Origin of the sequence: uncultured Agathobaculum sp. (genome assembly GCF_963927765.1) — a bacterium.
Taxonomy (GTDB): Bacteria; Bacillota; Clostridia; order Oscillospirales; family Butyricicoccaceae; genus Agathobaculum.
In genome coordinates, this window is the sequence record NZ_CAWVCU010000048.1 from 1 (window position 1) to 23,960 (window position 23,960).

Below are 23,960 nucleotides of genomic sequence, written 5' to 3' on the forward strand. Positions count from 1 at the left end.
TTTAATTTACAAGGTACAATCCGCTGTTTTCGAGGACTTTTCAGAACTTTTCGAAGCTCTTTACCGTTCTCAGTGACAGCTTATTTAGTATATCAGATCGTTTTCAGTTTGTCAAGAACTTTTTTCAGGTTTTTCAAACTTTTTTCGACCCGCGCCGCCTCTTTCCGAAGCGGCCTATTTAGTATATCAAACCGAGAAGCGTTTGTCAAGAACTTTTTTCATTTCTTTCAAATTCTTTCAAATTCTTTCCGATTTGGCGACTTCTCACCGAAGCAGCTTGATTAGTATACTACACCACCCCGACCTTTGTCAACACTTTCTTCTAATTTTTTTGCTTTTTTTGCTTTTTCCCTTTTTACTGAATCGACCTACCAATCCGACGTTTTTACACCCATATCTTACCCACTATTAACCGTCCTTTGCTTATTCTATCACCTCCCCATCTCCTGCGTCTTCGGCGGCGCGAATCTCTTTCACAAACCGTTCAATCAGATGTTCGCGGTTTTCTGCACACCACTGCGTATCATATCGGATGATGGATACACGGTCGAGCTCGGTCAGCCCCTCCGCTGTTTTTGCACTAGGATTGACCGGAAGCCGCTCCCCTTTTGCGTCAATGTAGCATTCCTGCCCACGACAACTAAGAACCCAGTCCAAAAATGTGCGGGCGTTTTGCGCCTCTCGCGGGTCGGCATTGCGGATGAGTGCCATTGCGCCAATCTCATAGCTTGTACCGTCACTCGGGAAAATGATTTTGATGGGCAGCCCTTCGTGCGACTGCCGTAGCGCGTCATGTGCAAATGTGATACACAACGCGGCATCCCCCAATCCCACCGCAGCAGGAGAAAACGGTCCGCCTTTGGTATAGTAGGCGATGTTTTCGTCCAGCTTTTTCAGATACTCAAACGCTGCGTCCTCTCCACGCATCTGCGCCAGACCAGCAACGATTGTGTAGGAGGTGCCGGAAAGCGAAGGATGCGCCATCACGATCCGCCCACGGAACACGGGATCGAGCAAGTCATCCCAGGTTTGTGGAAGCGGCAGCTTTTCCCGCACAAAGATTTCCTCATTATAGGCAAAGCAGATCGCACCCACATAGCACGGCGACCATGCATGTGCCGCATCCTGATAGATGTCCGCGATCTGCTCCAATCCTTCCGGCTCATACGGTTCGAGCAACCCCTGTTTCGCAATGGCGATATAGTTTTCGCTTGAACCGCCGAACATCACAGAGGCCCGTGGTGCGTCCTGCTCCTGCCGCACACGCTCCAGCATATCCGGCGTGGAAAGATGCTCCCATTCCACACGGATATTCGTGTCCTTTTCAAAAGCATCGAAATACACCGAAACCTCCGGTTCGGTCAGCGGCGTGTAGACAGTCAGTATCGGATATTCCGGCTGCACGTCTGCCTCAACTGTAAAATCCGGCTGTAATTCCACCACTGCTTCCCTATTTTGGAGCGCACAGCCAGAGATCAGCAGCATTGCCACCGCACAGACATGCAGGATACGCTTTTTCATGTGTTTCCCTCCTGCATGCGGTATTCCCGCGGCGTCAGTCCAGTGCGCTTCTTGAAAATATAGCTGAAATACTGTGGCTCATTATATCCAATATCAAACGCAATCTCGGACAATTTCCGGTCGGTCTCGCGCAGCGCCTTTTTAGCTGCCTCAATCCGTGTTTTGGTCAGATATTCAATAAAGGTCTCGCCGGTCTCCTGCGAAAAAATTGTACTGAAATAATTGGGGGAAAAACCAATGGCGGACGCCACTACATGCAGCGAAATATTGGGGTCAGCATGGTTTTCTCGAATAAACGTACGCGCCCGCTCGATTTCCGCACCATAACGGATGGGCTCGCTCATCCCGCGATAGCGCACGACCCGCTCGAGTATCTCCGTGCAAAAGTCGCGCGCACTATCCAGATTGCCAGCGGTATGCAGCAGCTTGGATATGTCCGAAACATCTTCAAAGCATTCCTGCGGTTCCATCTGCAATTCGCGCACAAATCGTGAAGCGACCATCAGCAGGTCAACCAGCAGGTAATACCGATAGAGCACACTCTGTACATCTTCTTGCTTAACCGTTGACAAATACGCATTAACCATATCCGGGATATCTTTCTCTTGCATATGGCGAATTTTGTCCACCAGTGGCATATCTGCGCCAAGCTCAATCCGGGTCGGTGATGCAGTCTCCGACAATTCGTCAAATCCTGTGATTCGGCTCTGCTTTTGTCCCGAACCAACGACCTGCGCCGCTTGCCGCGCCTGCTGCAAAGCATCCGGCAGCGCGCTGAGCCGATCACACACACGGCTCAGTCCGATCACCGAAACCGTATCCAGCAGTCGTTCCAGTTCGTGCTGCAACGCGCGTGCCACCTCGTATGCGGTTTCCTGCACCTCGTCCGGCGTATTGCCAGTCAGCAGCAAAATACCACAGTCGCAGCCTTTGAGGAAGGCCTGCACGGTATCCCGCGTATCGAACAGCTTGGAAAACAAACAGCGCAGCCGTTCTGTCCCCTCGCCACGGAAGCACGCCTGCGACAGCGCGACATAACCCACCTGATACTGTTTTGCCAGCAGATTAATGCCAAACCGGCTGCTTTGGTCGTGAATATCCGCCGATGGCAGCGCACCACTGACCACCCGCGCCAGAAAATTCTCCCGCAGCAGCATATGCTCGTCATCCGTGCGTTGCCTCGCCAGCAGCTGCACTTTGTCCGCCTCAATGCGGGCGATAGTCTCTTCGAGCGCTTTCCTCAGATTGACCGGGTCGATTGGTTTCAGCAGATACGCATCCACGCCGATCGAAACCGAACGCCGCGCATATTCAAACTCGTCATGCCCACTGAGCACAATGATATGCACCCACGGCATGGCGCGGCGCACCAGCGACGCCAACGCAAGCCCGTCCATAAAAGGCATGCGCACATCTGTGATCAAAATATCTGGCCGAAGCTCCTGAATCAGCGGCAAGGCCATTTCGCCATCCGGTGCTTCCCCGCAAAAACTGACCGGTAAGTCAACGCGGTCGATCGTGCGCCGAATACCGTCTCGAATGATGTCTTCGTCATCTGCCAGAAATATACGATACATTTTCCTGCTCCTTACACGGGATCGTAAACGAAACCGTCGTTCCCTCCCGATAAACACTTGTGATCTGCAATTCCGTACCGTAATACAGTCGGATGCGCTGCGAGACATTAAACAGTCCGAAGCCGCCGGACTGCGTTGCGGGACGGACACCGGCCGACAAATCCGCTTGCAGCGCCCGCAGTTTTTCCGGCTCTATCCCGATGCCGTTATCCGAAACCGAGAACGTCATCTGATCCTCGTCCGCGCGCCGGACAGAAACCACAATACGGCCGCGCCCGCGCTTTGCGCGCACGCCATGATAGATGGCATTTTCCACCAGCGGCTGCAACAGCAGCTTGAGCACCTGCATATTCGCCAGACTGTCATCCGTCTCGATGCGATACTCCATCGTACTGCCATATCGGGTGGCCTGAATGGCAAGATAGCTCTTTACATGCTCAATCTCGCGGGAGACCGGGATAAAATCCTGTCCACTGCTGAGCGAAATGCGCAGAAAGCTTGTCAGCGCCATCGTGATATCCATCACTTCCTGATTGCGCTCCGCCTCTGCCAACCACACAATCGTGTCCAGCGTATTATACAGAAAATGTGGCGTGATCTGCGCCTGCAACGTCCTCATTTCCGCCTTCTGTAAGTTTTTCTCCGCGATCAGCTGCTCGGCTACCGAATGCTCCAGCCGGCTTGCCATATGGTTCAGGTGCCGCGCCAAACCGCGAAATTCTTCCACCTGCGGCAATGCAGTGCGCGCGTCCCAATCACCTACCGCAATGGCAGCCGCCATTTTATCCAGCGCCTCCACCGGTTCGTCAATCGCCTGCTGCACATGCTGATAGCTTTTCCGTGCATACCAGCCCGTCATGGCCAGCAGCGCAAACGAAATAATCACCATAACAAATGTTGTTAACTGGATTTGCCGGTTCAGTTCACCGATGTGCACGATTTCCTCTCCGATGTAGTTTTGCAGCATTTCGTCGATCAGACGCGCTACGCTGCTGATTTCTTCCATCACACTTTCGCGGTAGGCAACTGCGCGATTTTCCGCAATATGCTTGCCGAGGATATCAAAATAGTTCTTCATAGTCTCTGTGGCGCGGGCAGCCGCCTGCAAATACTGGCTGCTCTGCGCGCTGCTGCTGGACTCAAGTATCCGGATACCGTTCACAATCCTCGACAGATACGCATACTGCTGCCCGTCCTCAAATGCCAGATTGCCCGAAACAATTTGCCACACTTCCTCGGTGATTTGGTTGCCGACCGTTTCACGCAATGTGTTGGCAGTTTCGATATTCTCAATGCAGCCGCTGTATCGGAAAGACAGGCCGACAATCGTAACGAGCAACATCAACACCGGCACAAGCAGCGCACAAATAATCGTGCGATAAGAACGCTTCAGCGTCAAACGAATGCTGGAAGGGGTCATCTCACTGACCTCCCTTGCTCAAAATCTGCACTGGGCACAGCCGTTCTTCCGGATGTGCACCGGACAGGCGCTCCTGCACCTCAGCAACCGCCTCTTCGCCCAGCAATACCGGGTCGAGATAAGCCAGCCAGCTGATTTTCCCGTCGCGCTGCATTTGCAGCACCTGCTCACTGCCGCCGAAGGCGTATATCTGTACCTCTTCTCCGGGCGTTCCTCCTGTCGCCTCCAGTGCCTCCACAGCGCCAATTGTGATTCCGTCGCTATGCGTGAGAATCACATCCATCTCGTAGCTGTTGCTTGCCAGCCACTCGATCACTTCTTTTGCACGCGAACGCATAAACTCTGTGCTGACGCTGTAATTGATGCGCAGCGGCGACTGCATCTGCCGCAGGCCGCTGCTGAACCCGCCTGTAATCTCCCGCGTGAAAGACGCGTCCACCGTTCCGCACAGTTCCACTACATTTCCATCATGTCGGCCCGGCGACGCAAGATACGAAAGCGCTGCGTCGTGTCCCGCTGCGTTATAATCATAGCCAACATAGCTGACCAAATCCTCCTGCGGTGTGGAGGCGCGCTTGTTGACCGTGATGATTGGGATACCCGCATCATGCGCCTCCTGAAAAACATAATCCCATCCTGTTTCAGCAACAGGCGAAAGCACAATCGCATCCACCTGATAGATGATCACCGCGCGCACCTGCTCGGCCTGCGCATCCGTGCTGCGCGCCGAATGGAGTGTGATCACATCAAAGCCGTGCGCGGCGGCGGCATCCAAAATGCTTTCCAGCATCATAGCATGCCACTCATCTTCGCTCGCGGTTGCAACAACACCCACAACATACTGGTCATCCATTTTCGAGGCCATGTCCGACCGCGCATATAGCTGCAACACGATCAAAATGAGCGCGGTTGTCAAAAACAGGACTGCGCAACCAATCAGTCGGGAAAAAGATTTCATCTCAGCCTCCAACAAGGATATTTCTGTTTTCATTGTACAACAACGCCCTGCGGGAAACAAGCCGCCAGATAAACAAACAGCGCTGCCGTTGAACCACCGACAGCGCTGCTCGCTTCCCGCATGCACAATGCAACGGCATGCAGCACGGATTATTTACTTGTTCTGGTAGCGCATCATAACGGTTGCAACCTCCGCACGGGTTGCCGTCCCTGCCGGGTCGATCGCGCCGCCGTCAGATCCGCTGATCAGGCCTTCGCTGATACACCATGCAACCGCATCCCGCGCCCAGCCGGACACGGCATCCGCATCCGGATAGCCATTCAGTGCATCGTCGGAAACATCGCCGCTGGCCCCTTGTGTCTTGGCATAACGGTACAGGATCGCTGCCATCTCCTCGCGCGTCACGGCAAGGTCGGGCGCAAACAGATTTTCACCGACACCGGTCACGATCGCGTTTTCCGCCGCCCAGCCGATTGCCTTGGCGTCGTAACGATTCGCCGGAACGTCTGCGAAGCTGCTTGCCGCGCTCTCCGGCTGCTTCGCCTGACGGTGCAGCACTGTGACCAGCATACCGCGCGTCATCTCGGCATCCGGGGAGAACTGCGTTTCGCTCGTGCCGTTGAACAGCTTGTTTTCCACGACGTAGTCCACCGCGTCGGCCGCCCAGTGCGTCCGGGTATCGGTAAACTTCTGGGACGGACGGACATCCTCGCCGGAAGCCGCACTTACCGTCATGCTCATGTCAGCCTTGGCGGAATAGTCGTCAAAATCGTTCTCGTAGCCGTTGTAGAAATCCATATTTTCGTGACCGGCCGCGCCGCTGAACGTGCCGCGGTTCCAGTCCGCGATGGTCGACCACTTTGCACTCTGTTCTGCGCCCTTCAGCGTGTAATCCATCACCTTGGGCAGATCGGTACGATCGGTGCCAACCGAGCTGTCAAACGTCGTGGTCAGACGGACGAACTTCGCCTCACCCAGTTCGCTCAGGTCGATCGTATTGGTGCCGTTTGCCAGCGTGTACTGCTTGGAGGAAGATACATTCTTGCCGTCCTGCGACAGTTCGACGTTGACCGACAGACCAGCCTTGCCTTCCACCAGCGCATCATACTGCAGCTCCTGCAGCGCACTGACAGAGACCCACTCGGTCTGGTGCGTGCCGGTGGTCACGATGTTCTTAGGATCGAAGTCCAGCCAAACTACCATCTTATCTGCCTTGGGGCCTGCTGCCGTCGAATTTGCGTAAACCGCCTTGTTGTCCGCGTCAGACAGCTTGGTAGTGTAGAAACGCACCTGACCAACCTCACCTTGCAGCATGCAGTGATACTTGCCGCGGTTGCGGTCGGGCAGCAGATGGCGAGTATAGGTACCACCGACATACATCGAGCAGCCGGGCCAGTTCTTGATCGGGGAGTCAAACGCCGGTGCCGCAATCGTACCGCTGACCTCGGTGTTCTGATAGCTTGCGCCGCCGGTTGCACGGTCGAACGCACCGGTGTACTGCACCCATTCATTCAGCTGTGCGCCGTATTCTGCGCCGCTTGCGTTCTTTCCGTCGCTGTCATTCCAGAAATATTCGCCGTTGTCGTTGTCAAAGCCTACGCCGTAGGTCAGCTTGCCGGTCGAACGGACTGCCATACGGAACAGGTAGTTCGTGCCGTAGTTGATGGTCGAACCCTTCATCATCAGCGGGTTGTGGTCCCAGTCAGTCGAATCGCCCTTAGCAAGGCGGCCGATGTTCGCCCAGACCATACCGGCAACGCCGTCGTCCACCACATAGTTCTGGCGGTCGGGGATCTCGACGTAGTCGTATACACCATCCAGCTTTAGGCCGTATTCGTTGTTTTTGCCATAGGTAATCAGGGTCGGCTTGCCGCGGATGATGCCGTCGTTGCCCTTACCCGACTTATCCTTGACGATCGGTGTGCCCTGGATCGTGCCCGCGATCGTGACCTTTTTCGGGTCGGAATTGCCAATAGCAACCTCATGATCGCCATAGGTATCAAACTGATACACAAATTCAACCGTCTTGGTTTCGCCAGCCGCCAGCGCAACCTTCTGCTCGGCAAGGCTGCTGCCGTCCATTACAAAGGCGACCGGCAGATTGCCTGCGTCGTTGCCGATATTGGTTACATCCGCCTTGACATACAGCACATCCGAATTGATATCGCTCGTCTCACCGTCACCAAGCTTAACGCGCAGGTTGGATGCGGAGTAGGTCGCCGGACGGTAGGTAACGTCCACTATTTTCGTATAGTCACCCAGCTTGAGCGTGTGTTTGCCCAGATCGGTCAGCATCAGCTCTGCGGATACCGTCTTGCTCTCGCCCGGCTGCAGCGCTACGACGCGCTCCTTGCCGTATTTGCCGAAATGGTACAGATAACGGGTCATGCCGTTGTCGTTCACCGGCAGGCTGATGACAGCCAGACCCTTGCCGGTATTGGTTGCAGTTGCCTTGACCGTAACTGCGCCGCTGGACTGCACGCTATCCGGAGAAATCGCGATGTCGCTCAGCTTCACATCTGCACCATTCTGCGCCAACGCTACAGTTTCGATCTCCTTCTCACCACCGCCGGACAGGCCGAGGTTCGTGTAGGTCAGTACGCCGTCCTTGATATGTACGTCGAGCATGTCGCCCTTGCCGTTTGCCAGCAGTTCGGGCAGGTTTTCATCCAGACGCTCGTCATCCGAACCGGTCGAAACCTTGCCGTCGCCCACACGGGCATCGCCCTGCGTTACATACAAGGTCCCCGTGCCAACCGCTGCATCTGCCGAAGCAATACGGCTGTATGCGTGGGTATGTCCTGCAAACATGACATTGACATTGTACTTTTCCGCGATCGGCGGGATGTACTTGCGGGTATACGAATCTTCATAGGGATGGTGCATGGTCAGCACGCGGAAATCCGCCTTCTGCGCCTCATCCGACTGCAGGTCGTTGCTCAGCCATTCGAGCGACTTTTCCACGTTTGCGTGTGTCTCCCCGCTTGCACTGCCGCCCGCCGAATCCGTGTTCAGCTCGAACAGCGACCACGGGTTGGAGTTCATCATCGTGAAGTGCGTGTTGCCGTAGTTAAAGGAGATATTGGTGCCGTCGGTATTGGAATGGTATTCCTGCTTCTGCACCTCGGTCACATACGCGTCAAAATATTCACCATAGTCATGATTACCGCAGTTATAGATCACCGGAATGTTTTTAATAAACTCCGTTCCGTTTTTGAACCAGAAATTAAACTGATCCTTCTGAGTGCCCGTTCCTTCCACCATATCGCCGGTATGCAGGATAAAGTCCGGGCGGTTGGCCATGATGTAATCGCTGACCGCCTGTGCGGTTTCAAACTTATGTGTGTCCGAAACCACCATAAAGTGGATATCGTCCGGGTTTTCGCTCAACGTTTTGAACGTACCGTTTTCCACTGAACCGTCCTTCAGTTCAATGCGGTACTGATAAAGCGTATCCGGGGTAAGATTTTCCAGCTTCGCCCGGTAGATGTGCATTTTTTCGCCTTCAAAAGCTGGGCCATCCTGCGAATCGATGCTCAGCTCCTGCATATTGTCTGTCGAAGTGCCGTAATAAATTTTGGCCGCATCGCCGGTTTTGCCTTCAAAGGCAACCACCATGCTGTTGGCCTTGGGCGCCAACAGATAAGGGCCATTTTCAAATCCAGCATTGGCTGCAGGCTCATCTGCCGCCAACGCCCCCACTCCCGCTGACATTGCCATCAATACGGCCAACGCCGCCGCGGTCAGCCGCTTATGCAAGCTGAAAAACTTCTTGCGTGCGCTCACTTTCATCCTTCCTTTCTGTACTCTCTGCGGTATTATAAGAATACGCATTCCAGCCTTTGTTTACAATGCAATAACTTCTGAAAAAATCTTGCACAGCGGGAAGGCATCTGAAAAGACTTATACTTTCTTCCGGAAAAAATCATAAGTTTTGATAGCATATCATCGAGGGCCTGTTCGCAAATGTTCTTTTCTTACATTCTATGGAATTTTCAAGAAAACCACACATCCAATTTCCGAACCGAACCAGTAAAAGTGGAACATCTGCCGAAAAGAGCGCACCCAGTGAAAAGCAGAAGAGGCGCCGCTGACGCGACGCCTCTCCACTTCAATCTCAATATTTTTTACAGATGATGGACTGGAACAGCCGCATTCGATCACGGCGCCCCGTTCACCCCTCCTCTATGCATAGTCACTCATGACAAACCCACATTTGCCGCTCTTCTTGACTTGGTACAATGCTTCGTCCGCGTGCTTAAACACTTCGCTGTACTTATCGCCCTTTTTGCAGCGGCATCCGCCAACGCTGATGGACAGATTGCTCGAAGGATATTGCTGCGACAGCGCAGACACCTGCCGGACTACCTCCTCCACCTTGTTGTTAAGGATATCATCCGCAAGAGATGCATCCACGTAGATCACGAATTCATCGCCGCCCAGCCGTCCGATGCAGTCGGTTTTCCGGAAACAGCTCTGCAGCACTTCCGCCACCCGCATCAGAACCAGATCGCCGTGGTCGTGACCATAGCTGTCATTGACCCCTTTGAAGTTATCTAAATCAACAATCAGCAATGTGCCGTTGGATCTTTTGAGCCGCTTGCGCATCTGCTTCATAATGTAGGATCTGTTCAAAAGACCAGTCAGAGCATCTTGGCGAAGCTGCTTGCTATCGTGGATGCTCCGAACGAGGAACACCATTACAATAATCATGTTCAGGACATTGAGCCCAAGCCCCAGATTCACTATGAACATTCTGTTTGTAGAAATTAGGTTCTCATCCGGAATCGCAACGCCTACACTCCATCCGCTGCTTAGCTTGCTTACATAAAGATTATAGTCCTTCTTGACATCCCCAACATAATGCGTAACTTCACCGGAGCCGTTTTCCAGCATATCCTCTTGCAACGTGATTAGATGCGTATCCCCGATAGAATACGCCAACGTTAGATGGGGATCATAAACCAGTAAACCATAGCCGTCTGGCAATTCCGAAAAATCCATCCAGTTCTCACTGGTAATATGTACATCGATAGCCGCTACATCGCCGGTATCGGAAAGGGCAAGGGACATGGTAAATACATCCCGTCCGGTGATCGCATCTGTATACAAATCAGAAAACACAATGGTTCCCGGCTCGGCCGCCACCGCATTGGAATACCACGACCTGGCTGCATAATCGTAGCTGTCGTCTCCTTCCCATGGATTTGCGGCGACAATCTTGCCATTTAGAACAGCATAGAGATCCAGAACATTGCCGCCGAATCGATCTGCGACCTTGTCACAATAAGATTTCATCCATTTCTCTATTTCCGCATCAGACGTGTTCGCATCGACCATCTCGTCCAGATACTTTCCGGCGAGCGCTACAGCAAAGGCATAGTCATTCATTCGCGATTCAATTTTTTCTACCTGCGTCTGAGCCAGATAACTGCCATCTCTGATGGTGCTTTCCATGAAAAGGCTGCGCGATTCCAGAAGGAAATAGCCAAACACGATTTCCAGCACCAAAAAGACCGTAACATATAGAATTAGACCTAATCTCTTTCTGAATCCTGCATTTGTTTCCATAGTTTACATCATTCCATCCACAAATAAATTTTGCTCTGTGAAATCCAGATCACCCAAAGCACTCAACAGGCGATGGCATGATACGGAAAATGGATTTGCAAACAACACAGTTGAATATCCAGTTTTATTTTAACGAGTCCTTAACAATAGTTTCCATCATTGCACATATTTTGTCAAGATGAAATTTTACTTGTTCCTGAGAAAAGTACAACTGAAATATTTGCCCATTCTTCGGCATCTGTCAGGTACTTCTCTCCGAGCAGCAAAAAGCCCTGCATTCCATACGGATGCAGGGCTTTTTTGATGCCGCCAGCCGGAATCGAACCGGCACAGTATCGCTACCGGGGGATTTTAAGTGTATTGCACCGGTTGCGAAGTGTGCAAATCGGCAACGATTCACTGCATAACAGGCGTATTTATAGATGCGGACTATGCAATATAGAACAATTCAAGAAAGGTTGTTTTGGTGCTCACAAACACCAAACAAACACCAAGGCAAACGCGCATTGGCCGAAAGGACAATGCAGTATGTTACAAGCCCAAGAACGAGAAACCACCGCCGCCGAGGCATTCGGACACAACGTCCGGCGCTACCGCGAAAAGCAGGGAATGAGCCGTTTCCGGCTGGCGATCAACGCCGCGCTGGATGACCGGCAGATCCGCGACATTGAAAATGGCATACACAATCCCACACTGTTGACGATGGAACGGATCGCCGCCGCCCTTGGTGTGGATATGCCGCGCCTGTTCGAGCGGGAGCAGGACACGCCCGGCGCATTCCCTCTTGCAGCCTTACAGCCGGTCTTTGACCGCTTACCGCTCGCAGAGCAGGGGCGGGTACTCGCTGTACTCCGGCTGCTGTTGCAGATCTCCAATGAGTAGCCTTGCGCCCTTTGTCGAATTTTGGTATACTTTGAGTAGGCGCAGCCGTGCCAGCGGTTGGCGGTTATTCCCACCGATCCCATAGAGGGGAGGTGGTGCGATGGTGACATACTCGGAGTTGTTCCAACTCCTTACGTTCATAGTCGCGCTTGCTGGTCTGATCTATCAGATTTCAAGCAAAAGAAAATGACCGCCCCAGCTTCCAACAATGGCGGTCAAATTCTTTGACAAGTCTTTGAGGGAGTAACCGTCAACCGGCTGCGCCCCTCTTGTGCTTTTATTATATCCCCGCGCTCCGTCTTTGTCAAGGCGGGGCGTTTTTTTCGTCTTCGTATTCCATGATGTCGCCCGGCTGGCAGCCGAGGTATTTACACAGGCTCTCAAGCGAGCGGGTATCTATATGACCCTCGCCCTTACGCATTTTCTCTAATGTAGCTGTTCCTACAACCTTATCCCGTCTCAATGTATACATGGTCATACCTCGGGATTCCAGCAATCGAAACAACTTAGCATAATTCATCGGCATTACAAGTTGCACCTCCCCTATTATGTCATAATTATAACACACAATCGGCACTAAAGGTAGTACAAATAAGCACAATATTTAGTACATATATTTGTGGATGCTGACTATTGAATATGTACTAAAGATAGTGTAATATATAGTTACAGCAAGGGACTGGACATCCCGAACTGTAGCCGACAAGAGCGGCGAGGTTGTTCCCCTGAAAGGGGGTGGCCGCATGACAGTTTTAGAAGTGATCGCACTGCTGAACCTTTTGTCTGTGGTTATCTTCGGTATCCTCGGATACATAAAGAAATAACCGCCACCTAAACGGCAGCGGCTTCCTATCGACACAAAATCGAGTATGGGAGCGACCGCACCGGCAAGTGATAGCCGCTCTTGTTGGTCTTATTATAACAAAGACGAACCCACAAAGTCAAGGGAATACTGCAGAGGGCAAGACCACCCGACCAAGAGCCGTACCGCGTACCTGTGAGCGAGAGCAATAGACACGCAAGCGGGCGGCTGGCACAAATCCCCCAGACAGGTTGCAGGCAACCCACTACCTGCCGCACGCGGTTTGCACCGATAACGACCGCCGGGACAGCCCACCGAAACGGGCAGCAGCCCAAAGGGAACGAAAACCCTTGAAGCCCGCGACCATATCCCTGTGAGCCGATAGACGGCAATAGGCATGAAGATGACGCGGGCGGGCGCGAGGATGCGCTGCATTCGATTCTCATGCATCAGGCAACAAGGGATGTGCCGAACGCAAGGAATCGAACAGCAGCCATTCTGGGCGAAATACGAAGGAGGTATTCACCATGAGCAGAACAGAATTAGACCACAAGGTAAAGCAACTGCGCGAACTGCGCCGCATGGCCGAAGAGATCGCCGCCGAGATCGAGACCATCACCGACACGATCAAGCGGGAAATGGCCGTCCAGGGCGTGGACACGATCATCGGGGACGATTGGAAAGCCACTTGGAAGCCGGTGCAGTCCACTCGCTTTGACGGCAAGGCGTTTAAGGCCGCCATGCCCGACCTTTACGAACGGTTCACCCGCTCGACCGAAATTCGCCGCTTCGTGCTGGCATGAAAGGAAGAGCAGACACCCAATGAACCGAGCACTTAACACCGCAACCAGATTTATTGCGTTCCATTATGGCAATACTGCCCTTAGACCTCTGAGCGCATTCCCCAGCCAAGCCCAGCATGTTATCCCTACCGGCCTGCCCGAGTTAGACGTGGCGCTGGGGATCGGCGGCATACCCAAGGGGCGTATCGTCGAGATCTACGGACCGGACAGCTCCGGCAAAACCGCGCTTGCCCTTCAGATCGTCCGGCAGCTTCAGCAGCAGGGCGTCCCGTCGCTCTACATCGACGCAGAGCACGGGTTATCCCCCATGATGCTGCACGGCATTGATATGCTGTACGCGCTCAACGTGGACACCATCGAGGACGCGCTGCAAGCCTGTATCTGCGCTGCGGCCGCATTCGGCGTGGTCATCATCGACACGCTGGCGGCTATGTTAACGCAGGAAAGTCGCGATCTCACCATTGGAGAGCACGAAAACAGACCATTATCCAAGGTGCTTGCGCGACATCTACCGCGGTTGTTCCCCTCGCTTCAGAAAAGCGGCTGCACGCTGATCCTGCTGAACCAGATCCGTGACCAGATCCGTGACCGGATAGGCGCCTTATATGGCGATCCAACAACCACCCCCGGCGGTCGGGCGCTCCGGTACTATGCCGCGCTTCGGCTGGAGGTGCGCCGCATCGAATATGTGCGCCACAACGGGAAGATTGCCGGGCAGCGGGTACGGCTCAAGATAACAAAGAACAGCTATGCCGCGCCGTACCGATCGGCAGACGCAAACCTGATTTACGGAAAGGGGTTCATACCATGAGCAAAGAAACCACCTTTAGCGGGATACACACCCGTGAAGATGACCTGCTTGTCACAGCGGCGCGCCTGCTGCGCCTATGGCGGGAACTATTCGGACAAAATATTTCTACCCACACCCTCCGCATGGAGGGCGACAAAAAGCCCTTTTCGCCATCCACCGACCAAAGCGTTGACGAAAAGAGCCTGTAAACCACCACCCAAGGGCGGCTTACCTGTATGATAGCACAGCCGCCCGCCGATTGCAATAGGAGGAAACGCTATGTATTTTCAGTACAGTCAGGCGGGGCGGACTGTCGGAAACCGCTGCCGGTATAGTGACAGTTGCTTTACCTGCCCTCTGCCCGACTGCGGGCTTGATGACCGACATGCAGCCCGCGTCAATAAGCTGTCCGGTGCGTGGATGTTTATGCCGCGCCAAGGAACTTCCCGCCGATTGCGAGGTGAGGAGGCATGAAAAGCGTAGTGGGCTTCTGCCTGCTGGCATTCGCGGTCAACGCCCCGATACTGGCGCTCGTGCTGGGGCTGTGACAGGAGGTGCGTGCCGATGGATGAACGGATACGCGAGCAGTACATACTGTGGACACAGGCGGCCGGACGATCGTGCAACGATCCTGTCGAAGCCGAAGCCTTTGCCGGTGGTTTCGCATGGGCTGTCGCCCTGCATGACGCCGCCATGAACACCGCCCAGATCACCGCGCCGCGCCTGCAGCATATCGCAAAGCAGCTCAAGGACAAGCGGGACGGGCTGTTCTATGAAGCCGAGCACACCCACGACCGCAGCCGCTTTGACCGGTGCAGCGCCGCCGCCGAAGCCTACGGGCACGCATACCGGCTGATCGTGCCGATGGAGAAGGAGCCAACCCCACACGGGTAAAGGCTCCTTTTTTCTGTCCCCGCTGCTCCCCGCCCAAGGGGTCGCGTTTCACGACCCCCTCGTCCGCACAGGCCTGCTCAATAACGAACCGTTATCGAGGTAGGGGGTGGCGTTTCACCACCCCACGGCCGGGATTCTCGTGCATTAGATTCCGAAACGTGAATCCGGGCAGGGTACGGTGGCTTACCGTATCCCGGCCAGCGGATGATCCGCGCCGCTGCTGCCCCAACTCAATTTCAAGTCGGGACTGAGTTTTCCTCCGGGGATGACCATTTCGCTCCCCCCCTTGTCCTCTGCGTCAACACGGTCTCTAATTGCCTATCTGAATAGCAAGACGCTATTGAGCTCTAAGGTTGTGTTTCCCGACCTTTCGACACGATCAAGCGGGCGCTCTATTCCGCTGGAAGGGGTCACCGAACCGGTGACACCCGCGCACCCACAGCGCCATAGAATAGCCCCGAAAATTCGGGGGAACTGATCGCGTTCTGGATTGCTCTGATATCTTCCAGCACATGATAATGTTCTTTGGCAAATGTCTCGGCTACATCCAAAAAGGTGGGCAAAACGCCGTCCTTCATTGCCGACAGCCTACCCTGTCCAGACGACAGAACCGTCCTGCCCTCATTCGCGTGAGCAGGCTGCCGCGCTTTCCGTCGGGATTCACAACGGTATACCGGCCGCGCCTGTAATTCATCCAGCCTTGGGGTAACCTTGTGGATATTCCATGCGCCTTTGCGAACCTTGCCCATACCTTGCCCCCTGCATTTCCCTGCGCCTTATCCTGACCTTATCCTTTTTTAGGGGCTAAGAAATCTCCGGATAGATAAACCCCAAGTATCCCCAAGTGGTAACAGCAAGTTTCCACAAGTCCTTTTAGGGGTGCCGAAATCGCCGGATAGATCACAGCAGCCCCTTATCCTCCAGATGGACAATGACCCTCTCCTCAACGCTGCCACCGCTGTTCCATGCCGCCCAGCCTGTACCGTGGTATGCGCCTTCGCTTATGATCTGCTGCCGATATTGTTCCAGCCTGCGGACATTCTGCGGATTGCGCAGCTTGCGTAAACCCCTGTTTTCCAGACCGCGTGCCTGTTCCGGCGTAATTCCCATGCGCGTGCCGGTATCTTTCAAGTTCAAGCCGCAATAGTACCGACAACGCACAGCCTCGGCTTGCTCTGGATCGAGTGTTGCAAGGCATTCATCCAGCGCCGCGCGAAGCTGCTCGGTGTAAAGCTGATCTTCCGCATCCTCGTAAGCATCGTTTGTATCTGGAATGAAATCACCCCGCAATCCGGTGCCGTCTGCCTCGCTGATTGGTTCATCCAAACTAAGGCACTGCCCAAGCGGGTCGCGCCGCTGCTGCTCAGTGCGCCAGCCGACCAGCTCAAAGAAAACCTGCTTGACCGGATAGGATAGGAACGAAGCAAACAGGACGCCCCGCTCCGGCTCATACAGCCGCACAGCAAGCGCGACTGCGAGAAAGAAGGATTGTTCTACGTCCTCCCATGTAATGCCCATAGCGGCCATTCTCGCGCCCGCCTTATTCGCCAGCTCGCGGAACAGCTTTGACAGCAGCCCGCGGTTTTGCTCCCAGAGCTGTGCCAGTGCATCCTTGTCGCCTGCTTTGGCCTGTGCCGCCAATTCTTCATTCGTCATTGCGCAAGCCCTCCCTCTCGTGGTAGAATAAAACCACAAGACAAGATCGAGCGGGAGAGCGGCAGGCTGTGCAGGGCTTGTCGCTTTTTTGCGCCTATGATGGGGTGGCGATTTACCAGGTCACAGGGGGCGTGTTTTGTGACACACCCATCGCAGCGGGTCCTGCCAGATGCAAAGTCTTGGGGGTGCATGAAATCCCAAAATCATACCCCCTTATAACCCGAAAATGAGGCTTGTGAAATGCGGCCGGCGGAAATGCCCGCAGACCCGCACGGCGTCTCGTTTTCGAGGGCGAAAGATATTGTCAAAACAATTGAAAATCTGGTGGCAGTAAAATTGACAACAAAAATTACTGAAAAATCGGCAGTGATTTTTACACTGGTTTTTCGTCCGGTTCAGGCACTCCCACTGTCCGCCTGCAGCGCGTCATACGGTCGGGTGTTTCCTACTGCAGATCAGTGCTGCGCCGCTTTCATCGCCCGGGCTACCAGTTTCGAGCAGCCCAGCGCCTCCCGGTCTCCATATCCCGCATCCTCACACAGTAACGCGAATACATACCGCAGCAGCGCCCGCTTGTCCACCGCCATCAGGCGCGGGTATTCCTGCACCTTGCCCAGCATCGGCTCGGCTTCCGTCCGGTCGATCTCGCCGGAACGGTACCCCGCATAGATCCGGCGGGCGGCGATGTATTGCAGGCGCTCGGTCTCGCTCAGGCCGGCAGGGATGGGGCGGCCGTGATATGCGGCTTTCTTCAGGTCGGTTAAGGTCATTCCCAAAAGCCTCCTTCGCTGCGGCCCCGCGCACCTGCTGCTACCTGCCGTTTCGCCGTTCTTGTGCTCGTGGTCGTCCTTTTCTTCGCACCTTTCTGCGAATCGCGCTTATCGCATCCGGCACCCGGGTCACATCCCCGGGGCTTCCCGGTATCCAAGGCATAGTGGCAGGCCATAGCATATCTACCGCCTGCCGCCAAAGATCGCCAGTATTTACACCCTGCACATGCGTTCATGTTCATATGACCTCCTATCAGACGGCTGTAATTATGCGGCGCATCCGGATTGCAGCCTCAATCATCCGATCCCGCCAAACGGCGCAGCTCCTCGGTCGTCAGACCCGCATACGGGTTTACGTCCACGCTGCCGGAATGCTCGAGTTGCTGCTTGTCCCGCCACCGATCCGGGCGGCGGTTCTTGAGCCAGAAGATCTGCGCGGTCGTGTCCGGCGGCACGTGCTTGACCGTCTGTGTGGTTTTGACCGTCTTTTTGCCGTTCTCCTTGCTGACCTCGACGCGCTCTTCGGTATAGTCGTAGCCGAGCGCACGCTTGAGCAGCGCGTTCTCAACCTCGATGTCCAAGACCTCCTTGCCCCTTTTTAGGGCGTCGGAAATGTCGGGAAACTTCTTCTTCCACTCGATCAAGGTATCACGGCAGATGCCCATGTTGTGCGCTATCTGCTCATCCGTCAGCCCGTCACGCGCCCACGCTTCCAGGCGGGTGATCCCGTCCGGCGTGAGCCACTCCTGATATTTGCCTTTTGCCACGGGGTACCCTCCTTTCGCGGGCAACTTTCTGCAGTCCGTCAAAGGTCATGAGCCTGCCGCCATTGATCTGCGATCGCTTGACATTCTGCATAGTTTTGGCAAGTACCTATTATGAAATATGCCGGTGATAGACCTGCGGATAGGGCAAAACGGTTCAATTCTATTATCCTCTCCAATGTATCAAAGTGAAAGCAGCCTTGTTCCTGAGAGTATTCAACAACGTACATTTATCTTCACCCCAGATATGGTTTGTTCATGGCCTCACCTCAGACGCCGCCAATGCCGGACAAGCTCATCCCAATTCACTGGCAGGTGACTTCCAAAAGTCGTGCGTACCGCATTTTCCATGTCGCCCGGTACATGCAGTCCAATCTCAGAAATACTTTCTTCCAGATAGCCGGGAATAACATAAAGGCATCGCATTCCATCGGCGCCTTGTTCAAAAATAGATGAAACTTTTCCCCATTCCAGCAGGCGCTCTTTCAGTTTTTCCACGACCTGTTCATCATTCATCTGACGAGGACAGCATGCAACGATATCTGTATTCTTGTCCCGTCCATCCATTGTTTTGTAATCGATTACAAATCGACGGCAACACATCAAAGGCGCAAGCGGCTCAATGATAGCTTGTACCCATTCTTCTGCGCGGTCAAAATCTTTTGTAGGAATTACTGGTATCATTTTATACTCCCTTTCTGATAATGGGGTGGGATGATTGATTTCTATATTCTTATATAAATTCCCCTTATTTTTTACTTTTTTATGTTTTTGCCTATTTTAATCCACCCTTCCCACCCAAAGCCATAAAACGTAGATATTTAGCCCGTTTTGGCGGGGTGGATTTATCGGTTTTGTAATACACCACTTAACCCACCCAAACCACCCCTTTTTCCATATATGCCTAATATATCCCAATTATTGCATATTGAGGGTGGATAGGGTGGATTACGACCTTTGCGCTTTCCACCCTTCCACGCTCTCTACCTTTGCGCTCCCGCCTTGAACAACGGTAAAAGAATGTAAGGGGATAAAGTATTTAGTCGTGCCTCGCTGCGTTCTTTTTATAGGTCCGCCATCGTCACATACTACACCGCGCTGCTGGAAGTCCTCCACGACCCGCGACAAAGCTCTACCTACTTGCCGTGCTTCCCCGCATCCGGCTCTTATCAGACCGCAATTGATCAATCTGGAAGCCGTCCACCACTCCCACTGATCGAATGGCAAACTCCAGTCCAGCAGCTCCCTGATTTCCGTTTCATACGGCAGCGGGGCATCATATTGTCGGTTATTCCCCTGCAACCATTCCATTTCCTGTTGTGTCAATCGGAAACTGCTCGGATTGTCTTTGTACATCTGATATGTCTGCGCCCATAATTGCGCTTTTGAATCATATGGCAACGAGAGCAAGGCTTTCTTATTGATATCGTCCACATGCAGGACCCAAAACCGCCTATTCCCGGTTGGATCGCGCAAAAAGTTAGTTTCATTGACCGTACCGCAAAAACTTGTCCGACGTGCTACGCGGGTTGTCGCCCTGTCATATGGATATCGGATCATATCATAGGGCTGCGTAATGAATGCTTTCAGCGCGGGCTGCTCCTTCTTGGTGGTCCCGTCCAGTTCGCCTAATTCACATATCCATGCGCTGGTGGCTCGCATTATGTCGTCTTTATTACGCAAGTCGAGGGTCACGCCTTCCGCAAACCAATGAGGATCGGGAACTAATGCACGAAAAACAGATGTTTTACCTATACCTTGAGCTCCGGCCAATACAAGTATGCCTTCCGCACCTATCGCTTTCTTTTCGTCATTGAGAGCTAACGCGACGCTTTGTATCATCCATTTACGAGTTAGCGTTTGGTACATCTGGTTGTCTGATATACCCAAAATGTTATATAAACCCGGAAATCGGTCTTGTTCATCCCATTTTATATTCTTTAGGAAATCTTCTATCGGATTGTACCGATCTGCGTCTGCGATGCAGGATAGAATCTCACGCACCCCATTTGTTGTTACCCCACGAACGCCGTTCGTTTTCAATAGGTCAGCAAGGATTACGGGAAATGTGTTGGCAGCATTGGCTTCCGAATATCCGCTAAGGCGTCCTGTTACCTCAATTTCGTGAGACAGTAAGTTCTTGCGCACGCGCACGCCAATTTCCGAGATAAAACGGGAACACAGGTCTATGCTTAAGGCTTGCCCCTCGAGCAGCATAGGAGTATCACTCACGCCCTCACCGCCTCACGCGCCCGCTCGCTCATCGACACGCCGGATGCCGTGCGCCCGCTGCTCGGGTTCTCCCTCTGTCGGGTGCGCCAGAAAGTCGATCAGCGCATCATAATTGATCAGACGGCCGCGGCCTACCTTCACACTGGGGATAACCCCCCGGCGCGCCAGCGTGCGGATCAAGTTCAACGTGACCGGCGTGTCGGGATCGTCTTTGCGCAGTTCTTCCAGTGCCTGCGCGGGGAATCTCATGCGGACCATAGTTAAATCCCTCCTGCGCTATCAATGTACAGATCAAACACACGGACAGGGTCGGTAATCCGCAATACACGGCACAGCTTACGCACCTCCGTCAAAGTGAAGTCACTCTCGCCTTTTACCTTGCGGGAAAGCGTGTTACAATGCATTCCAATCAGGCTTGCAACTTGCCCCTGAGAATATCCGCACTCGGTCATTTTCGCACGCAATAGGTTGTTGTTCATAGGTCATTCTCCTTTCTGGGATTTAACAGTTCTCTTTTTCCCACATCCATATGATACGCCGTCTGCTGCAAGTTGTCAATATTTTTGAGATATAGCGAACAAAATTGTTGCATTCAAATGAATTGCGGTGTATACTATCACCAAAAGGAGTGAAACGCATGAAGATCAAAGATATGATATCGCCAACAGTAAACGAGGGCGCACTCCGCGATTTCTCACAAAACATGCAGCGACGCAGGGCGCAACTCGGCTTGACTTATCAGGATCTATCTAACCGTACCGGTATGAGCAAATCTACCTTACAGCGGTATGAAACCGGCGCAATTCAAAATATATCCCGCAATAAACTTGAAATTCTCGCAAAAGGGCTGAATATGACTGTCGAGCAGTTGCTCGGCTGTGAAGATTATCTAACCGCCTCGAGAAACGAAATGGACGTTTTCATAGAGCAGCTTTCGTGTCTTGGCTATGAGGTAGAAACAACCGCTATGCCTGAAAGCGAGCAGATTGAATATTTGTCGCAAGGATACGAGTTGGAGGACGACGGTAAGCCTGATATCGTTTGGGTGCGCAACAGAAGGGATAACAAGTGCTATCAAATGGCATGGGATCAGTTGCATGCTTTGAAAGATAATATCTATAATTTCGCGGATTTTCTGATGAACAAAGCCATCAATGCCGCGCCTATTATCGAACGACCCGAAAATTGGTATCCCATTGATACCACAGAATGAGAGGTGTAACGCATGGCCACAATCACAAAACGCGGCAACGCCTACCGCATCACTGTTTCCCTCGGCTATTCTTTGGACGGCCGGCAGCTCCGCCGCACCATGACATGGACGCCGCCCGAGGGCATGACCGCAAAGCAGATCCAGAAAGAGGCCAACCGGCAGGCCGTACTGTTCGAGGAAAAATGCCGCACCGGTCAGGTGCTGGACGGCAGCATTCGGTTTGCAGACTTTGCTGAACAATGGTTCACGAACTACGCTGAGAAACAGCTCAGGCCGACCACGGTTGCCGGGTATCGTCGCCTGATGAAGCGTATTCTCCCAGCCATAGGCCATATCCGGCTTGACCGCTTGCAGCCGCATCACCTGATGGCTTTTTACGATAACCTTTCGGAATCCGGCATCCGGGAAAACGCCGTTTACAAGCTCCGCGAGAATTGGCCGGAACTGCTGAAAGGTCGTGGGGTAAAGCAGGCCGAGCTTGCCCGTTTAAGTGGGGTAGACGTGAACAAGCTGTCCAAAGTAGCACATGGCGCAGGCTTGTACCTCTGCAATGCGGAAAAGATAGCCGCCGCCCTGAATCTCCCGCTCGACACAGTCTTTGTATCCACCACACCAGACAGCAAACTGAGCGGCAATTCTGTGCAGCATTATCACAGACCGATTTCTTCTATCCTGTCAACCGCGGTCAAATGGCAGGTGATTTTCTCGAACCCCTGCGAGCGGGTAGACCCGCCCAAGATAGAGAAAAAAGAAGCGCACTACCTCGATGAAGCACAGGCAGCGCGCCTTCTGGAAGCTCTGGAACAAGCCCCGGAGCAGTACAGGGCTATGGTGGCTCTGCTGCTGTTCACCGGCCTGCGGCGCGGCGAGCTGTGCGGGCTGGAATGGGACGACATAGACTGGGACGAGGGGCTTCTATCCGTGCGCCGGTCGTCTTTGTGTCTTCCCAAGCAGGGGATATTTACAGACGAAACAAAAACCGCCACGTCGCAGCGCGTTATCAAATTGACCGATGATGCTTTGACCTTGCTCAGGCAGCATCGAACTGCGCAGGCGAAGCAACGGCTTCAGGTTGGTGATCAGTGGCAGGACAGCAACCGGCTTTTTACCACATGGAACGGCAGCCCAATCCACCCCGACACATTCTCCAAGTGGTTTTCCGGGTTTGTCAAGGCACATGACCTTCCGCCAGTGACCGCGCATTCCCTGCGTCACACCCACGCTACCCTGTTGATCGCCGCGGGCGTGAACGTCAAGACAGTATCCGCACATCTGGGACACGCAACGATCGCCACGACTGGCAACATCTATGCGCACGCCATTAAGTCAGCAGAAGCGGCGGCAGCGGAAGCCCTGCAAAGCGCGCTGACCCGCTCAAAAAAGAGGGCATAAAAAAGGCGCCCCCACAAGCGGGAACGCCCGATTTTGAGCCAGATAAACACCAAATAAACACCAATGCGCGATTGCCAGAAAAAGTAAAATTCAAAAATATTGCAAAAATACCCGCAAATCAGAAGAAATGCGGGTATATAGATGGTGCCGCCAGCCGGAATCGAACCGGCACAGTATCGCTACCGGGGGATTTTAAGTCCCCTGCGTCTACCAGTTCCGCCATGGCGGCGTAAGTTGATTATAACAGAATGGGCGCGGTGTGTCAAACACCACGCCCATAATAAATCTCCACACGACGATTTTCCTATACGATTGACTTCGGCATTGCCGTTTTCGCAAGCGCCCGCTCGATTGCCGCACGATCCGGCAGCCAAGCCGAAAACGCCGCCGCGCTTCCCGCCGCCACCGCATAGCGCAGCGTCTCCGCAGCGGAGAGTCCGTGTGTATGCGCGTACAACCAGCCTGCGGCCATGGAATCGCCCGAACCAACCGACTGCACCACTTCGCCCGGTGTTGCTTCCAGATACAGCGCCTGCCCATCTACAGGTACCAGCACCGCCCCCTGCGCACCACAGGAAATCAGGATATCCTTTGCTCCGGCTGCCTGCAATTCACGCGCACAGGCCGCAATTCCGGTCGGGTTGTGCGGCGCACCGCCGACCAGCGCATCCAGTTCGTCCAGATTGGGCTTAATAAGATCCGGCGCGCATGGCAG

At 53.6% G+C, this 23,960-nt stretch carries 23 protein-coding genes and 1 tRNA gene; 7 read left to right on the top strand and 17 right to left on the bottom strand.

The features are described 5' to 3' along the window. Positions 1-423: 423 nt before the first annotated feature. The 6 genes from ABGT74_RS03700 to ABGT74_RS03725 all read right to left on the bottom strand — a co-directional run bounded on the left by ABGT74_RS03700 (position 424) and on the right by ABGT74_RS03725 (position 10,867). A complete protein-coding gene (locus ABGT74_RS03700; protein WP_346704508.1) occupies positions 424-1,521 on the bottom strand; it encodes an ABC transporter substrate-binding protein in 1,098 nt (365 codons plus the stop codon). Next, a complete protein-coding gene (locus ABGT74_RS03705; protein WP_346704509.1) occupies positions 1,518-3,098 on the bottom strand; it encodes a response regulator in 1,581 nt (526 codons plus the stop codon). The genes ABGT74_RS03700 and ABGT74_RS03705 overlap by 4 nt, the downstream gene beginning before the upstream one ends. After that, positions 3,073-4,518 carry a sensor histidine kinase gene (locus ABGT74_RS03710; protein ID WP_346704510.1) on the bottom strand — a complete coding sequence of 482 codons (1,446 nt, stop codon included), beginning with the start codon at positions 4,516-4,518 and terminating at the stop codon, positions 3,073-3,075. Before ABGT74_RS03710 ends, ABGT74_RS03705 begins: the two co-directional genes overlap by 26 nt. 1 nt (position 4,519) lies before the next feature. After that, complete coding sequence (locus ABGT74_RS03715; RefSeq protein ID WP_346704511.1) at positions 4,520-5,476, bottom strand: substrate-binding domain-containing protein; 957 nt, start codon at positions 5,474-5,476, stop codon at positions 4,520-4,522. Positions 5,477-5,629: 153 nt separating this feature from the next. Then, positions 5,630-9,262 (bottom strand): S-layer homology domain-containing protein, encoded by a 3,633-nt coding sequence (locus ABGT74_RS03720; protein ID WP_346704512.1) that lies wholly within the window; start codon positions 9,260-9,262, stop codon positions 5,630-5,632. Positions 9,263-9,661: 399 nt separating this feature from the next. Next, entirely contained in the window at positions 9,662-10,867 is a 1,206-nt protein-coding gene (locus tag ABGT74_RS03725) for a diguanylate cyclase (RefSeq protein WP_346704513.1), read from the bottom strand. 708 nt (positions 10,868-11,575) lie between these two features. On the opposite strand from ABGT74_RS03725, the gene ABGT74_RS03730 reads away from it, so the two are divergent. Next, on the top strand, positions 11,576-11,929 hold the full coding sequence (locus tag ABGT74_RS03730) for a helix-turn-helix transcriptional regulator (protein WP_346704514.1): 354 nt from the start codon (positions 11,576-11,578) through the stop codon (positions 11,927-11,929). Positions 11,930-12,233: 304 nt separating this feature from the next. On the opposite strand, the gene ABGT74_RS03735 is transcribed toward ABGT74_RS03730, so the two are convergent. After that, entirely contained in the window at positions 12,234-12,455 is a 222-nt protein-coding gene (locus ABGT74_RS03735) for a helix-turn-helix transcriptional regulator (RefSeq protein WP_346704515.1), read from the bottom strand. Positions 12,456-13,258: 803 nt separating this feature from the next. Here ABGT74_RS03735 and ABGT74_RS03740 point away from each other — a divergent pair. The 4 genes from ABGT74_RS03740 to ABGT74_RS03755 all read left to right on the top strand — a co-directional run bounded on the left by ABGT74_RS03740 (position 13,259) and on the right by ABGT74_RS03755 (position 15,218). Further along, positions 13,259-13,534 (top strand): hypothetical protein, encoded by a 276-nt coding sequence (locus ABGT74_RS03740; protein WP_346704516.1) that lies wholly within the window; start codon positions 13,259-13,261, stop codon positions 13,532-13,534. Between the two features lie 19 nt (positions 13,535-13,553). Continuing rightward, entirely contained in the window at positions 13,554-14,345 is a 792-nt protein-coding gene (locus tag ABGT74_RS03745; protein ID WP_346704517.1) for an ATPase domain-containing protein, read from the top strand. Beyond that, positions 14,342-14,533: a hypothetical protein gene (locus tag ABGT74_RS03750; RefSeq protein ID WP_346704518.1), complete on the top strand. Its 192-nt coding sequence runs from the start codon at positions 14,342-14,344 to the stop codon at positions 14,531-14,533. Before ABGT74_RS03745 ends, ABGT74_RS03750 begins: the two co-directional genes overlap by 4 nt. A gap of 355 nt (positions 14,534-14,888) precedes the next feature. Then, positions 14,889-15,218 (top strand): hypothetical protein, encoded by a 330-nt coding sequence (locus tag ABGT74_RS03755; RefSeq protein ID WP_346704519.1) that lies wholly within the window; start codon positions 14,889-14,891, stop codon positions 15,216-15,218. Positions 15,219-15,628: 410 nt separating this feature from the next. Here the strand turns inward: ABGT74_RS03755 and ABGT74_RS03760 are convergent, their stop codons facing one another. From ABGT74_RS03760 to ABGT74_RS03795, 8 genes are all read right to left on the bottom strand, one after another. Next, positions 15,629-15,967 carry a hypothetical protein gene (locus ABGT74_RS03760; protein WP_346704520.1) on the bottom strand — a complete coding sequence of 113 codons (339 nt, stop codon included), beginning with the start codon at positions 15,965-15,967 and terminating at the stop codon, positions 15,629-15,631. Between the two features lie 151 nt (positions 15,968-16,118). Further along, entirely contained in the window at positions 16,119-16,874 is a 756-nt protein-coding gene (locus ABGT74_RS03765; protein WP_346704521.1) for a sigma-70 family RNA polymerase sigma factor, read from the bottom strand. Positions 16,875-17,329: 455 nt separating this feature from the next. Next, positions 17,330-17,644 carry a hypothetical protein gene (locus ABGT74_RS03770; protein WP_346704522.1) on the bottom strand — a complete coding sequence of 105 codons (315 nt, stop codon included), beginning with the start codon at positions 17,642-17,644 and terminating at the stop codon, positions 17,330-17,332. Between the two features lie 293 nt (positions 17,645-17,937). Beyond that, the gene (locus tag ABGT74_RS03775; protein ID WP_346704523.1) at positions 17,938-18,411 is read right to left on the bottom strand and encodes a helix-turn-helix domain-containing protein; all 474 of its coding nucleotides are present in this window, start codon (positions 18,409-18,411) and stop codon (positions 17,938-17,940) included. A gap of 261 nt (positions 18,412-18,672) precedes the next feature. Next, positions 18,673-19,092, bottom strand: a complete 420-nt coding sequence (locus tag ABGT74_RS03780) for a hypothetical protein (RefSeq protein WP_346704525.1) — start codon at positions 19,090-19,092, stop codon at positions 18,673-18,675. Positions 19,093-19,356: 264 nt separating this feature from the next. Continuing rightward, complete coding sequence (locus ABGT74_RS03785) at positions 19,357-20,640, bottom strand: VapE domain-containing protein (RefSeq protein WP_346704527.1); 1,284 nt, start codon at positions 20,638-20,640, stop codon at positions 19,357-19,359. Between the two features lie 12 nt (positions 20,641-20,652). Continuing rightward, a complete protein-coding gene (locus ABGT74_RS03790) occupies positions 20,653-20,898 on the bottom strand; it encodes a hypothetical protein (protein WP_346704529.1) in 246 nt (81 codons plus the stop codon). A gap of 2 nt (positions 20,899-20,900) precedes the next feature. Next, positions 20,901-21,119 (bottom strand): helix-turn-helix transcriptional regulator, encoded by a 219-nt coding sequence (locus tag ABGT74_RS03795; RefSeq protein ID WP_346704531.1) that lies wholly within the window; start codon positions 21,117-21,119, stop codon positions 20,901-20,903. Between the two features lie 158 nt (positions 21,120-21,277). Between ABGT74_RS03795 and ABGT74_RS03800 the strand changes: the two genes are divergently transcribed. Further along, complete coding sequence (locus tag ABGT74_RS03800; RefSeq protein WP_346704532.1) at positions 21,278-21,853, top strand: helix-turn-helix transcriptional regulator; 576 nt, start codon at positions 21,278-21,280, stop codon at positions 21,851-21,853. 12 nt (positions 21,854-21,865) lie between these two features. Continuing rightward, positions 21,866-23,245, top strand: coding sequence for a tyrosine-type recombinase/integrase (locus tag ABGT74_RS03805; RefSeq protein WP_346704534.1), 1,380 nt, complete (start codon positions 21,866-21,868; stop codon positions 23,243-23,245). A 142-nt stretch (positions 23,246-23,387) separates the two neighbouring features. Here ABGT74_RS03805 and ABGT74_RS03810 read toward each other — a convergent pair. Both ABGT74_RS03810 and ABGT74_RS03815 read right to left on the bottom strand, forming a co-directional pair. Further along, positions 23,388-23,474 (bottom strand) — tRNA-Leu (locus tag ABGT74_RS03810). Positions 23,475-23,549: 75 nt separating this feature from the next. Further along, positions 23,550-23,960, bottom strand: a 411-nt coding sequence (locus ABGT74_RS03815) for a PfkB family carbohydrate kinase (RefSeq protein ID WP_346704536.1), incomplete at its 5' end; no start/stop codon positions are given.